The sequence below is a fragment of the Bacillus sp. FSL R9-9497 genome (assembly GCF_038005805.1).
Taxonomy (GTDB): Bacteria; Bacillota; Bacilli; order Bacillales; family Bacillaceae_G; genus Bacillus_A; species Bacillus_A cereus.
In genome coordinates, this window is the sequence record NZ_JBBOTY010000001.1 from 618969 (window position 1) to 633045 (window position 14077).

Sequence of the window (14077 nt, forward strand, 5' to 3'; positions counted from 1 at the left end):
TGATAACTTGTTTTAATATGGTATGCAAAGAAAAGGAAGGAGGATAAAGGGAAAAGAAAAAGCAATCAAGATAAAGTTGATTGCCTACAGTAAAGGAGAAATGAGCCTCATGAAAGACTCCAATATGCGTTTTTTTATACTTCTTTTTTGGAAAGAGTTCCATTTAATTTCAGTTGAATGTTTAAAATCTTCTTCGAAATCACATTTAATATCGTGAACTGTTTTTGATTCATAAAGTACGCTAATAATTTCGTAATTCAATTCAAAGCTACGTACATCCATGTTCGCTGTTCCGATAGTTGCAATTGTATCATCAACGAGTACAATTTTTGCATGCATAAAACCATCTTTATAACTGTAAATAGAAGCACCAGCTTTTAAAAGCGGAGTGAAATAGGATTGAGATGCTTGATCGCTAATGATGCTATCACTTTTACCTGGATATAAAATCCGTACATCTATTCCGGCAATTGCACTTAAGCGTAATAATGTTAAAGTTTCTTGATCTGGAATAAAGTAAGGGGTAGCGATCCAAATGGATTTTTTTGCAGAGCCCATAACAGCTAATAATGTATTACGAATACTTTTATCATCGGAGCTTGGTCCGCTTGCTACGATTTGAACAGCACCTTCTGCATTTGAAATTTCTTTACCTGGGAAGTATTGTCTATTCATGAATTGATCCCAGGAATAGGTATTTAAACCACTAGAGGCATAGAGCCAGTCTTCTAGAAAGATTGCTTGTAATTTATATAATGCTTTTCCTTCTATTTTTAAATGACTATCACGCCAAACGGGAAATTTCTTTGAACGGCCAAGATATTCATCACCGACGTTGAGTCCTCCGGTAAAACCAATTTCTCCATCTACAATAACGATTTTTCGATGGTTACGATAATTGACAGTTTCAAGTAACCAAGCTGAAAAAATAGGGTCAAATTCTACAATTTCAATCCCAGCTTCTTTCATAGGTTGCAAAAATCGTCTTCTTAACGTATTACTTCCAAGGCCATCATAAAGGAAGCGTACAATAACACCATCTTTTGCTTTTTGTATTAAAGCATCTCGAACTTTTGTACCAATTTCATCAGATTTATAAATGTAGTATTGAATATGTATATGATGCTTTGCCTGCTCTATAGCTCGCAAAATTTCTGAAAATGTTTGATCTCCGTTTGTTAAAAGTTTTGTAGTTGTTTTATCTGCGGCAGGACCACCTCCAAATTTTTGTATGACTTCTGTTAAATGTATGGAACGTTCATTTAGTGGGACTGTGAGTAATAACTCTAGTCTTCTTCCTTCTAATATTTCACGGAATAATTTTCTTTGTTCTTCTGAACGATGGAGATGTTTTTTTCTTCTCCAGCGGCTGCGTCCGAAAATAGCGTATAAAAGCACACCTATAATAGGAAGAAGTGCTAATACTAAAAACCATGCTAACGTACTTTGTGGAGATCTATTTTCTATAAAAATAACGAATGAAATTCCGACGATTGTGATGGACCATAGAGCACCGACAAATGTATATAACGAAATATACGATGTATTTAATAGGAACAGAACGATAGATACGATTGTAAATATTAATAGTAATTGAACGATAGGCTTTTTCATTTCTATATAATTCCCCTAATCTTTTTTCAATATAGACTTCTTAAATAGAAGATGTAATATGACATCTTTATTATAAGGTGTTTTGCTTTTTTTACAAAATATAGACATATCACCCATACTTTCCGCATTTGTCCTACATACAGTGTACTATCCCATTTTTTATCTCACTCTTAACGCATATGAAAATGAAAAAATCGAAAAGGAGCGGAGAAACATGAATTATATAGAAAACAATGGATTGTACTATCGGAATCATCATCATGGAGGACACAATCATGGTGGGCACAATCATAACGGTGGACATCATCACCATGGAGGACACAATCACTATGATCACCATCATCATCACGGAGGCGGATGGGGCTGGGGTGGTGGTAGTTCATGGGGAGGTGGATTTTTCCCTGGAAGCTTTGCAGGAGGAGTGTTAGGCGGACTGACAGCTGGTGCATTAACAGGTGCAACAAGTGGAGGATATTATCCAGCTCCATATCCAGTAGCTTATCCATCGCCATACCCTGTAACGTATCCAATGCCATACCCAGGTTATCAGCAAATACCATATTCGTATTAAATTAAAAAAGAGGCTATCCTCTTTTTTAGTTTAATACAGTATTTATTTATAAAATAATTCCAAAGTTAAGGTAGAAATATGTTAATATTTTGTTATTGTAATTCAAAAACATACACATTAATGTAGATTTTCATATTATTATTCGTGAATAGTTATGTAGTATGATCTAATTTCTATTTCGTTATTAAAAACAAAGAGATCAGATATGAGTGGTATTAGTTGGAAACAAGGCTTGCATAGAGCTACTTAAAAGGATTGCGGTATAATAAGGCGCGAAGTAATTAGAGATATGGGAAGCTACCAGTTATAATTGAAACGGTATAATATTGCTTTTTATTACAAATAATATTATGTTATTTTAATCGGTTTATTTAAAAAGATAATTTATGTAAAGGGCTAGTATTAGAAAATGAAATATCTCTATTTCTATGAAGAGAAACAGGTTGTGTTTTAGTCAGATAGAAGCAAGGAGAGATGCGCATGCTAGAACAGAGAGGTCATGCATTATATGATTCTTCGTTGCGAGATTTAAAGTTAGCATTAGATGAGTCTTCAATTGTTGCAATTACAGACCGAAAAGGTCTTATTACATATGTAAATGATAAATTTTGTGAAATCTCTAAATACAAAAGGGAAGAATTAATTGGAAAAGATCACCGTATTTTAAATTCAGGTCATCATCCGAAAACCTTTTTTCAAAACTTATGGAAACGTATTTTGAATGGGAAAGTATGGACAGGTGAGATTCGGAATCGAGCGAAAGATGGTACATATTATTGGGTCAAAACAACAATTGTTCCATTTTTAAATGAAAAAGGAGAGCCATACCAGTTTATCGCAATTCGAAATGATATTAGTAGTAGAAAAGAAGCGGAACAGAGGTTGAGGCTAAGTGAAAGTCGTTATAGGGAACTTGCCTATCATGATGCTTTAACGAGTTTGCCGAACCGTTTGCAATTAATAACGACCGTTAATAAATTGATTGCAGATAAAAAAGAATTTGGTATGATTTACTTTGATTTGGACCGTTTTAAATTAGTAAATGATACGTTAGGTCATATGATAGGGGACTTACTTTTAAGCGAAGTCGCTTCAAGGTTGCATTATGTACTAGGAGAGAAAGATGTTCTGGCTAGGCTAGGTGGCGACGAATTTGTGCTGTTAACAAAAAATCATAGACAAGATGATATGAGGCAGTTAGCGACATCTGTGTTGTCATGTTTCCAGGCACCATTTATTCTTGAAGGCCATGAAGTATATATTTCAGCTAGTCTAGGACTTTGTTCTTATCCACAAGACGGACAAGACGTGGAAACATTATTGAAAAACTCAGACTTAGCTATGTATAGTGCAAAAGAACAGGGGAGAAATGCTGCATGTTTCTTTACAGATGAGCTACGCGCGAAAATAAATCGTAGAATGAAAGTTGAGTTTGCTTTGCAAAAGGCAATTCGTGATGAAGAGTTAGATGTAGTATTGCAGCCTATTATTGATTTGAAAACGAAGAGATATTCTGGTATAGAAGCTCTAGTACGCTGTATGACAGAAGACGGACCTATTTCACCAAACGAATTTATCCCGGTAGCTGAAGAGTCTGGACTTATTATAAAGCTAGGAGACTGGGTATTAGAAAAATCGTGCCGATTGTTTAAAACATTGCCAAATTATCAAGAAGGACTAAAGTTATCAGTGAATTTATCTATACAACAATTAATGCAGAAACGTTTTATTTTCTCTGTACGTAGCATTTTAAAGAGAACTGGTTTTCCTCCGAACCGTTTAATATTAGAAATAACGGAAAGCATAGCAGTCCGCCATTTTGATTATATTATTGCTACATTACAAGAATTAAGAAATATGGGTGTGTTAATTGCTTTGGATGATTTCGGAACTGGCTATTCTTCCTTATATTATTTAAAACAACTACCACTGGATATTGTAAAAATTGATCGTAATTTTATTCGTGAATTTCATTATGATCACGCACAACCAGAACGAACGATTGTAAAATCCGTTATTGAAATTGCTCATAGTTTAAATTTAGCAGTAGTTGCTGAAGGAGTAGAAACAGTAGAGCAAGAGAGTTTGTTACAATCAATGAGCTGTGATTATGTACAGGGATTTTATTATGCGAAACCTTTATCTGTAGGAGAGCTAAAAGAAAAGTTAATTACAGATTTTTAATAAAAAAGAGAAGCCAGCAGCTTCTCTTTATTTAATCTGTTTTTTGTGAGTCTTTCATTAGTACTGGATAAAGAATAAGACCTAATATAAACAATCCAATTCCTAAGAAGAACGTTTTTAAATCAGCAGTTCCCGTTTTGATAACCCAAATGGAGTATACCAATGCCAATGTAGTGATAATTCCATCTTTTACTCGAGATCCTGGTAGTATATCATACGTTTCTCCTGTAATAACTAATTTTAATTGGTACAAGGTAGAAACAAGGTATGGAATTAAATAGGCTAATGTTGCTACGACGATAGCGAAACTATATGCTTCTGAAACAGTACCAGAAATCGTTGAAAATAAGAAAATTTGCGTCATTACATTTGTAATCAATAATGATTTTGAAGGACTACCTTTTTTATTTGTTTTCCCAAAAAACTTAGGAAAAAGTCCATTCTTTGCTGCCTGGTAAGGTACTTCTGAACTAACAACGATCCAGCCAACTGTAGATCCAAATAAAGATATAAGAGCGAGTAAGGCCATTATATATGCACCTTTATTTCCAATTGCTAAATTTAATGCATCTACTAACGGTTTTTGAGACTCCTTTAAAGCATCTTGCGGAAGAGCTCCCATTGTAAGTAAAGTAATTGACATGTAAATAAGAAGAGCGATAATTAATCCGAAAATCGTAGCTTTTTTTACATCGCGCTGTGATTTTGCACGGTTAGAAAGCATAACCGCTGATTCAATACCGATAAATGCCCAGAGTGTTGCAATAGCAGCTGAATTGATTTGGCCACCTAACGAGATAGATTGTCCTGCTTCATTCATAAAGGTTTGACCGTCTCCGAAATTAGAAGCATTGAAAATGAATAATGTAATTACAATAAACATTGTAAATCCGATAATTTTTGCAATAGTAGCAAGTAGATTCATATTTCCAGCTCGATCAATATTTTGAGAAAGAATATATTGAATTCCCCATAGCATAAGGCTACATACAAGGAAAGTTAACCCTTTTCCGAGTTCTAGTGAAAATCCGTTTATTGAAAAAAGAATTTGCTTACTTTGTAAAACTGGAAAGAATGTTGATAAATATCCAGCAAAGGAAATAATAACAGATGCTGTTGCAGCCCAGTTAGCAGCCCAATATCCCCATGCCATACTATATCCTGCAACTTTACCAGCTTTTTTTGAAGGAAACATCGCTTGAGCATAGCTTTGTGGTCCAGCTTTTAATTCTGGTTTACGAATCGCTAAATTTCCAAATACAAGTGCAATCATAAAAACGCCAAGGCCTGTAATACTCCATGCGAGTGTAGAACCCATTGGACCTGATACTTGTGCTAAATTTGCTGGAAGCATAAATACGCCACCGCCAACCATATTCCCGATAACAAATGCTGTTAAAACCCATAATCCCCATTTTTTCGTTTCCATTTTTGTTAACTCCTTTGTAGTAAGTTTTGCTTAAACATCATTTTTTACTAGCTTTTTGACAATAAAAAAAGAGCCATGTAGATAAAAAAATACCTACATGGCTCTTTCGCCAAAGCGTAGGTACAACGGGAATAACCCTTGTACCTACGCGTAATTTTTCCGCTAGGTTTCAAGGGTTACGTATGATGATGATGTTTTTGTGCAAATGTAACTACAGTTGTTGTATAAGTAAGCATAGTTCTTTGCTCCCTTTCTCCTCTGATTTTGAAGTTAGTATACTACATGTTTTTTTGAATGAAAAGAAAAATATAAAAATTTTTATAAAAATACGTTTTAAAGATTAAATATTTACCTATATTTTTCTTGTAATGGAAAATAAGTGAGAGATTGGCAGAAGAGTGAAGCATGTTATAATACATATAGAATTATAAGGTGACAAGGGGCTATTGTAGATGATGAGTAAGTATGAACAAATTTATACAGAAATCAGTAAATCTATTGATAATAAACAATTAAAAGAGGGATGCAAAATCCCATCAGAAACAGAATTAATGAAGCAGTATGAGGCAAGCCGAGGCACGGTAAGAAAAGCTGTAGATTTACTGCAAGAGCGTGGATATGTGCAAAAAATTCACGGAAAAGGTGTGTTTGTTTTAAAGCGAAAAAATATTGAATTTAATTTTGGTGGTATTGTAAGTTTCCAAGAAGAAAATGAACGTTTAGGACGTCATTGTATTACAGATGTCGTAGAAATGGAGAAAATTGAAGCGACGAAAGACGTAGCAAAGTTATTAAACGTGAAAGAAAAAACAGTGATTGACCATATTAAACGTGTACGAAATATTGATGGAGAAAAAGTAATTTTAGATATAAACCATTTTGTATCGGAATATATTCCAGGGTTAACGAGAGAAATTGCAGCTACATCGATTTATAAATACATTGAGAAAGAGCTTGGGCTACATATTAGTTATTCACAGAGGGTAATTGAAGTACAGCCATGTACAGAGGATGACAGAAAGTATTTAGATTTAAATGGAACAGACTATGTTGTCGTTGTGAAAAACTTTACACATTTGTATGATGGAAGTCAGTTTGAATATACAGAATCACGCCACCGCTTAGATATTTTTCACTTTTCGGATGTGGCACGCAGGAAGTAAAGAGGCGGAACAAAATATTGTTTCATCTCTTTTTTTTATAAAAAAACACAAACTCGTATATATGAGTGTTGACTAACTTATATATACGAGTTAATATGTAATTGTAAACGGTATCAAAAAAAGAAAAGAGGGACGGGAATATGGGGAAAGACTATCGTAAAACAGCAGAGGAAGTGTTGCAGTATATTGGTGGGAAAGACAATATTGAACAAGCTGCACATTGTGTGACGAGGCTCCGTATCGCTTTAAAAGATGAAAGTAAAATAGATAATGATAAATTACAGTCTGTTTCATTAGTGAAAGGAGCATTTCATAACGCTGGGATATTTCAAATTGTAATTGGTCCAGGGGATGTAGATCGTGTTTACGCTGAATTGATAACGCTTGCAGGTATGGAAGAATCGACTGTAGCTGATGTAAAAGACTCTGGAAATCAGAAGTTAAATCCAGCTCAAAAGTTTGTGAAAATATTTTCGGATGTATTTATGCCGATATTACCAGCGATCGTAACAGCTGGTTTACTAATGGGTATTAACAATCTATTAGGCGCAAAGGACTTATTTTTTGATGGGAAAAATTTATTAGATGTTTATCCGAACTTAGGCGGGCTTTGGGATTTAATTAATATGATGGCCAATACAGCATTCGTATTCTTACCAGCACTTGTCGGTTGGTCAGCAACGAAGCGTTTTGGTGGTAGTCCAATACTAGGGATTGTTATGGGACTAATGCTTGTGCACCCGGCCTTATTAAACGCTTGGGACTATGGAAAAGCAGCGACTGGTTTAGACGGACAAAAGATTGAGTACTTCGATATTTTAGGACTGTTCCAAATTGAAAAGGTAGGGTATCAAGGTCAAATCTTGCCGGTTTTAGTAGCTGCATTTGTGTTAAGTAAAGTAGAAATTTTCTTAAAGAAACATGTACCAAATGCAATTCAATTATTAGTTGTACCAATTACAACAATCGTTGTGACAGGTGTGTTAGCATTAGGAATTATTGGTCCGGTTACACGCCATATTGGAGATTTATTAACAGTAGGATTAGTAGGTGTATATGAAACAGTACCAGTAGTTGGAGCAGTATTATTTGGAGCGTTATATGCACCGCTTGTAATTACAGGTATGCATCATATGTTTATTGCAATTGATTTACAATTGATTGCACAACATGGCGGTACATTTATTTGGCCAATGATTGCTCTTTCTAACATTGCGCAAGGTAGTGCGGCACTTGCGATGTTCTGGATTTCTAAAAATCAAAATGATAAAAGTATGGCATCAACATCAGCCATTTCAGCATACTTCGGTATTACAGAACCAGCGATGTTTGGTGTGAATTTACGAAATAAGTTTCCGTTCTATGCAGCGATTATAGGGTCTGCTGTGGCAGCGATATTCATTACATTAAATGGTATATTAGCACCTGCTATCGGAATTGGGGGATTGCCAGCATTTATTTCTATCATTCCGAAATCGATTCCAATGTTTATTGTCGGAATGATTATTGCAGTTGTAATCCCATTTACTTTAACATGGTTATTTGCAAAAAGAGTCAAACAGAAGTAGGAGGAAGTTAAACATGAAGGATTGGCATAAAAGTGTAGTCTATCAAATTTATCCGAAGAGCTTTAATAGTTATTACAATAGAGAAACCGGTGATATAAAAGGGGTTACAGAGAAACTAGATTATTTAAAAGAACTCGGAGTGGATTATATTTGGTTAACACCGATATACCAATCACCACAAAATGATAATGGATATGATGTAAGTGATTATTACAGCATTGATCCATCTTACGGAACGATGGAAGAGTTTGAAGAACTTTTAGCAGAAGCGAAAGTACGTAACATTGAAATTATGCTTGATATTGTTGTAAATCATAGTTCGACTGAACATAAGTGGTTTAAAGAAGCGAAGGAAGATAAAAATAGTCCATATCGTAATTACTATATTTGGCGTGATGAAAAAAATAATTGGCAGTCTAAGTTTGGTGGATCTGCTTGGAAATATGATGAGAAGACGGAGCAATATTATTTACATCTATTTGATGAAACACAAGCTGATTTAAATTGGGAAAATGAAAAACTTCGTGAAGAAGTATATGATATGATGCGCTTTTGGCTGGATAAAGGGGTAACGGGATTCCGATTAGATGTCATTAATTTAATTTCAAAAGACCAATGCTTCTTAAATGATGAAGGTAATACTGCGACAAGTGATGGACGCAAGTATTATACAGATGGCCCGCGTGTTCATGAATATTTACAAGAGATGAACCGCAATGTTTTTGCAGGAAAAGATGTAATTACAGTTGGAGAAATGTCTTCTACGACAATTGATAATTGTATTAAATATTCAAATCCTAAGCGTAATGAATTAAGTATGACGTTTAGTTTTCATCATTTAAAAGTAGATTATCCCAATGGAGATAAGTGGACAAAAGCAAATTTTGATTTCATTAAATTAAAAGAAATTATGTCTAATTGGCAAATTGAAATGCAAAAGGGCGGAGGATGGAATGCGTTATTTTGGTGTAATCATGACCAGCCTCGCATCGTGTCACGCTTTGGTGATGATGGAAAGTACCGAAACGAATCTGCAAAAATGTTAGCGACAGCTATGCACATGCTGCAAGGAACGCCTTATATTTATCAAGGGGAAGAAATCGGTATGACAAATCCTAAATTTAAGTCCATCGAGCAATATCGTGATGTGGAATCGTTAAATATATACGATATAAAGCTAAAAGAAGGGCTATCACAAGAAGAGATTATAGGGGTTTTAAAGCAAAAATCTCGTGACAACTCTCGTACTCCGATGCAGTGGAATGAAGAGGTGAACAGTGGTTTTACAACAAGTACACCTTGGATTTCAGTGGCTGAAAATTTTAAAGAAATAAACGTAGAGAAGGCATTAGCAGATAAAGAGTCCGTATTTTATCATTATAAAAAGTTAATAGAGCTTAGAAAAACGTATGATGTAATTACAGAAGGAGAATATGCTATTTTGGATAAAAATGATCCTAAAATTTGGGCATATACTCGTACTACAGAAAGTGAAGTACTACTTGTTATAAATAACTTCTATGGAGAAGAAATAACGTACTCTGTACCGGCGCACGTTCAATTAGATGGAATGAAACAAGAGGTACTACTGTCGAATTATAAAGATTCCAGCAAGGATATTACAAAACTTAAATTAAGACCATATGAATCAATTGTGTATCGATATACGAAATAAAAAGGTTGTATGCCCGAGCGGCATACAACCTTTTTATTTTAAGACACCACTATACAAAATATTTACGTCTACTTCAGGTTTGAATTTTACTTTTGCATAATCTTTATTCCAATTTTTTTTCTTCCATAAATCAGGGTGATAAGCGATGAGATGTCTACCAATTCCAAAAGCATCACAATTTGCTTTTTGTAGTTTATTTGTTATTTTTTTCGCTTCTTTCGTAAGTTGCTTTGATAATTCCTTATTTAGTTTTTTTCTGGCTTCCATTTTATAAATATTATCTCTTGGGGCTTCAAGTGCTATTACTTTTAGTTGGAGCTTAATGTGAGCATAAACATTTCCTTTTTTATCCGTTGTTATTTTTAAATCTCGTTTTAACTTTCGATTGCTAATTTCCATTGTTAAATAATCAGATGTCTTCTCAGATTCATCACTAGTAAGTTTTTGGGTTATACGGGCACTTGTTCCCATTTTTCCGGTTAATAATACGAATAAAACAGATTGTTTCAAAGGTAAATGTCCAGTCAATTTATCATTGTTAAATAAAGCTAACCCATTTGTAATTAATTCTTTTCCTTTTATTTTTATAGAAGGGAGTGTAAAGTCTTTACCGGGATCTAACATTTTTGTAGCGGCTGTTTCTAAAGTTTCTTTTGGAAATACACTCATATCTTCTAAACTTTTCACTTTTTTCTGTAGAAAATCTCCAATTAGTAAATTTCCTATTTTCTTTTTTTCGAGTATCTCCGATGTTTCACCATCTACTGCAATAAGTTTTACTAAAGCAGTTGGGTTTGTTGGGTCCCGAAAGCTGACATCTAAATAGGGTAATATACCTTTTTTTAGAATTTTGGTTCCTAGTAATTGAACACCATATTTAAAATAGCGAATATTCCCAGTCACATTTTTTTTTAGGGCATCGCTTGTATCCCTTATGTTATGCCCGGTTGCTGAATGTATTTCATTTTCGAATGAAGATTGCTCTCCACTTGAACTTTTTACGAGTTCAAGCGTTTGCTGAAGCTTATTCTCTTCCGTAACATCATATCCAATGCTATAAGCTAATCTAGCTTCTCTTAATGGTTCTTGATCCCAACAGCCAGAAAGGAGGCAACTAGTACATAATATAAAAAGTAATTTAAATCTTTTTGGAAACATACTGTTCTCCTTTCTTCTTTCTTATTACTGAATAGAGTAGAAATAAAAGAGGGAGAACAACGATGAAAATATAGGTGAACTTATCTGTGAAAGTTGCAATGACTTTTAATTCTTCAGGTGTATCTATAAATAAGGCTACACTAAAAGCAATAATACCAACGATTGGAACAGCCTTTTTATGATTAGCGAGGTTGAATATATGTCCAATTCCTATAGAAGCGGCACAGTAATAACTCGCAATAGAAGCGACAACTGTTATCATCCATATTGGAATGAATAGTAAATCAGTCCGGTCTATAATCCCGATATGTAAGGAGCGTAATAAGTAAGCAACTGGTTCTGGGATAAGTTCAATTTGTTTTGGACTAAATACGATAAAGCAAATCCAAACAGTGAAAGCATAAAAGAGAGTCACAAATCCATTAGCGATAGAAATTGCCTTCAGTTTTTCCACAGAACTCCCATTTACTTTAGGAAATGCGATGAGAAAGATTTCAAAACCATACATAGCTGTAATTGTTTCTTTCGATGCTTGAATAATATTCCACCATCCAGCCTCTGTAATGGGAAAAATATAAGAAAAGTCAGCTCGGGAAAGCCCTAGGGCGATTAAAAGCGCCATAGGTAAAATGAGAATAGAGGTCATGACATAAAATCGTACGATGACTTTAAACGTATTATAAGCTACATAACAACAAGCTATTGTAAATAGCATGAGAATGGCATACCACGGAGTTGCTTGTAATATCCAAACTTTAATGACGTTACAAGCATTCAACATAACCGTCATACCGATAAGGGTAAAATAAAAAATATAAGAAAAGCCCAATAGTTTTCCTAACTTATTACCAAATAGCATACAAACACTTTTATACATATCTGCATCAGGAAATCGTTTTAAGAAAAGCCACATAAGTAAAATAATAAGTTGAATGGCAAGCCCCGCGATGAGCGCAGAAATCCAACCACCACCTTTTGCTATCGGATGAAGCCGGTTAGGTAGAGATAGTATACCGACCCCAATTTGGCATTGAATAACGAAAAAGGTAAATTGAACTAGCGAGATTTTACTTTGCGTGTTTGTCACCGTCCTCATCCTCTCTCGTTACATGTTGGCGTTGCATTTTTTTTGGTTTTGGATCATGTGGTCGTTCCCAAAATGACCAAATTGGTAGTCTTACGAAAGAATCTTTCATATCTTTAATCCGCATCGGGGCAACAGGAGAAAGATATGGTGTATGAAATGAATGAAGCTGACATAAGTGAACGAAAGTTATAATGAGACCGAATGATATGCCTACATATCCAAATATGGCAGCAAGGAGCATTAATGGAAAACGAAGAATTCGAACTGCTGAACTCATATCGTTTGATGGAACGAGAAAAGATGAGATTGCAGTTAAAGCTACTACGATGATCATCGTATAAGAAACGAGCCCAGCTTTTACAATCGCATCACCAATTACTAAACCACCTACAATACCGATTGTTTGTCCAACACGGCTCGGCAAGCGAATACCAGCTTCTCGTAATAACTCGAAAATTAACTCCATTAAGAGAGCTTCAAAAATAGGAGGAAGCGGTACTTTCTCTAACGAAGCTTTAATCGTATACACAAGTTCGAGCGGCAACACATCGGGATGAAATGCGACAGTTGCAATATATAAAGCTGGCAAGAGAAAGGCAATTAAAAAACTTACTAAGCGAATCATTCGGACGAAAGAACCGACAATCCAACGGTTATTATAATCATCTGGTGATTGATAAAAAGCGAATAACGTAACAGGTACGATGAGCGTTGTTGGATCTCCGTCAGATAAAATGGCAACACGTCCTTCCATTAAATTAGCAACAGTTCTATCTGGACGCTCTGTATTTAATTGCTGCGGAAATGGGGAGAAAGACGTATCCTCTATAAATTCTTGTATGTATCCTGGTGACATAAGTGCATCCGTTTTAATCGTTTCTAATCTTCTTTTCACTTCTGTAACTAAATCGTCATTCGCTATATTTTGCATATAAGCAATTGCTACTTTCGTGTGCATTTCTTCACCGATTGTAAAATACTTAACAACTAAATTTGGACTCTTAATGAGTTTACGAATAGAGCTTAAATTAGTTGCTAGATCCTCTACAAAACCAGTATGTGGACCACGCACAATCCCTTCATTATCAGGCTCCGCTATATCTCTCTTTAAAGATAAAGCTGTTTCGAAAATACAAAAACTATCGACGTGTTCATGAAAATATAAGGATTTACCTTGTAATAAAACCTGTACTCCATAATTTAAATTCGTTTCTTTTTTCATATTTAACGTAGAAAAAGCTTTATCTAAAGATAAATCCGACCTCGTTAATAATGGTTCAAGAGCTAATTGATGAATTAAATTTGGATCTGCTAAAGATTCAATATATATGATTGTTCCTTTTCCGTTTTGAAAAGGGAGATCTAATTTTTTTATATCATCAGAATGAGAAAGTTTATTTTCAATGTAATTAATGTTCTCCAGAAGTGATGGAAACATATGCATTTGTTTTTTACTCTCTTGTTGTTCTTTTTTGTCTGTCATAATTTCCACCTCTTTTAAAGTACGATTGTTTCTGTTAATTTTTGTCGTTTGTGAGAAATTTATGCTTGAATTATTTTTTTAAAAAGAGAATTCAAAGTTACGTTACATTGTCTTTTGCGCATTATTCAATTTCATAGCAGTACTT

At 34.5% G+C, this 14077-nt stretch carries 10 protein-coding genes; 5 read left to right on the forward strand and 5 right to left on the reverse strand.

Translation table 11 applies throughout. The features are described from left to right. Positions 1 to 84 precede the first annotated feature (84 nt). A complete protein-coding gene (locus MKY21_RS03170) occupies positions 85 to 1614 on the reverse strand; it encodes a cardiolipin synthase (RefSeq protein WP_000743029.1) in 1530 nt (509 codons plus the stop codon). Between the two features lie 214 nt (positions 1615 to 1828). On the opposite strand from MKY21_RS03170, the gene MKY21_RS03175 reads away from it, so the two are divergent. Both MKY21_RS03175 and MKY21_RS03180 read left to right on the forward strand, forming a co-directional pair. Further along, positions 1829 to 2185 (forward strand): hypothetical protein, encoded by a 357-nt coding sequence (locus MKY21_RS03175; RefSeq protein WP_001106406.1) that lies wholly within the window; start codon positions 1829 to 1831, stop codon positions 2183 to 2185. A 480-nt stretch (positions 2186 to 2665) separates the two neighbouring features. After that, entirely contained in the window at positions 2666 to 4369 is a 1704-nt protein-coding gene (locus tag MKY21_RS03180) for a putative bifunctional diguanylate cyclase/phosphodiesterase (RefSeq protein WP_000893350.1), read from the forward strand. 31 nt (positions 4370 to 4400) lie between these two features. Here MKY21_RS03180 and MKY21_RS03185 read toward each other — a convergent pair whose 3' ends face one another. Next, positions 4401 to 5798: an amino acid permease gene (locus MKY21_RS03185; protein WP_044797131.1), complete on the reverse strand. Its 1398-nt coding sequence runs from the start codon at positions 5796 to 5798 to the stop codon at positions 4401 to 4403. Between the two features lie 452 nt (positions 5799 to 6250). Here MKY21_RS03185 and treR point away from each other — a divergent pair, with 452 nt between their 5' ends. The 3 genes from treR to treC all read left to right on the forward strand — a co-directional run bounded on the left by treR (position 6251) and on the right by treC (position 10204). Next, positions 6251 to 6961 carry a trehalose operon repressor gene (treR, locus tag MKY21_RS03190; protein ID WP_000987236.1) on the forward strand — a complete coding sequence of 237 codons (711 nt, stop codon included), beginning with the start codon at positions 6251 to 6253 and terminating at the stop codon, positions 6959 to 6961. A gap of 140 nt (positions 6962 to 7101) precedes the next feature. After that, positions 7102 to 8529 (forward strand): PTS system trehalose-specific EIIBC component, encoded by a 1428-nt coding sequence (gene treP, locus MKY21_RS03195; protein ID WP_341075407.1) that lies wholly within the window; start codon positions 7102 to 7104, stop codon positions 8527 to 8529. 13 nt (positions 8530 to 8542) lie between these two features. Then, positions 8543 to 10204 carry an alpha,alpha-phosphotrehalase gene (gene treC / locus MKY21_RS03200; RefSeq protein ID WP_061664096.1) on the forward strand — a complete coding sequence of 554 codons (1662 nt, stop codon included), beginning with the start codon at positions 8543 to 8545 and terminating at the stop codon, positions 10202 to 10204. Between the two features lie 33 nt (positions 10205 to 10237). Here the strand turns inward: treC and gerKC are convergent, their stop codons facing one another. The 3 genes from gerKC to gerKA are packed head-to-tail and all read right to left on the reverse strand — an operon-like array spanning position 10238 to position 13932. Further along, the gene (gerKC, locus tag MKY21_RS03205; protein ID WP_000484123.1) at positions 10238 to 11362 is read right to left on the reverse strand and encodes a spore germination protein GerKC; all 1125 of its coding nucleotides are present in this window, start codon (positions 11360 to 11362) and stop codon (positions 10238 to 10240) included. Then, positions 11343 to 12449, reverse strand: coding sequence for a GerAB/ArcD/ProY family transporter (locus MKY21_RS03210; protein WP_016117152.1), 1107 nt, complete (start codon positions 12447 to 12449; stop codon positions 11343 to 11345). The genes gerKC and MKY21_RS03210 overlap by 20 nt, the downstream gene beginning before the upstream one ends. Then, positions 12430 to 13932 (reverse strand): spore germination protein GerKA, encoded by a 1503-nt coding sequence (gene gerKA / locus MKY21_RS03215; RefSeq protein WP_000130114.1) that lies wholly within the window; start codon positions 13930 to 13932, stop codon positions 12430 to 12432. The genes MKY21_RS03210 and gerKA overlap by 20 nt, the downstream gene beginning before the upstream one ends. Between the last annotated feature and the right edge of the window lie 145 nt (positions 13933 to 14077).

Coding starts and splice junctions, on each gene's coding strand:
- MKY21_RS03170 (WP_000743029.1), bottom strand. CDS start 1,614: ATGAAAAAGCCTATCGTTCAATTACTATTAATATTTACAATCGTATCT.
- MKY21_RS03175 (WP_001106406.1), top strand. CDS start 1,829: ATGAATTATATAGAAAACAATGGATTGTACTATCGGAATCATCATCAT.
- MKY21_RS03180 (WP_000893350.1), top strand. CDS start 2,666: ATGCTAGAACAGAGAGGTCATGCATTATATGATTCTTCGTTGCGAGAT.
- MKY21_RS03185 (WP_044797131.1), bottom strand. CDS start 5,798: ATGGAAACGAAAAAATGGGGATTATGGGTTTTAACAGCATTTGTTATC.
- treR (WP_000987236.1), top strand. CDS start 6,251: ATGATGAGTAAGTATGAACAAATTTATACAGAAATCAGTAAATCTATT.
- treP (WP_341075407.1), top strand. CDS start 7,102: ATGGGGAAAGACTATCGTAAAACAGCAGAGGAAGTGTTGCAGTATATT.
- treC (WP_061664096.1), top strand. CDS start 8,543: ATGAAGGATTGGCATAAAAGTGTAGTCTATCAAATTTATCCGAAGAGC.
- gerKC (WP_000484123.1), bottom strand. CDS start 11,362: ATGTTTCCAAAAAGATTTAAATTACTTTTTATATTATGTACTAGTTGC.
- gerKA (WP_000130114.1), bottom strand. CDS start 13,932: ATGACAGACAAAAAAGAACAACAAGAGAGTAAAAAACAAATGCATATG.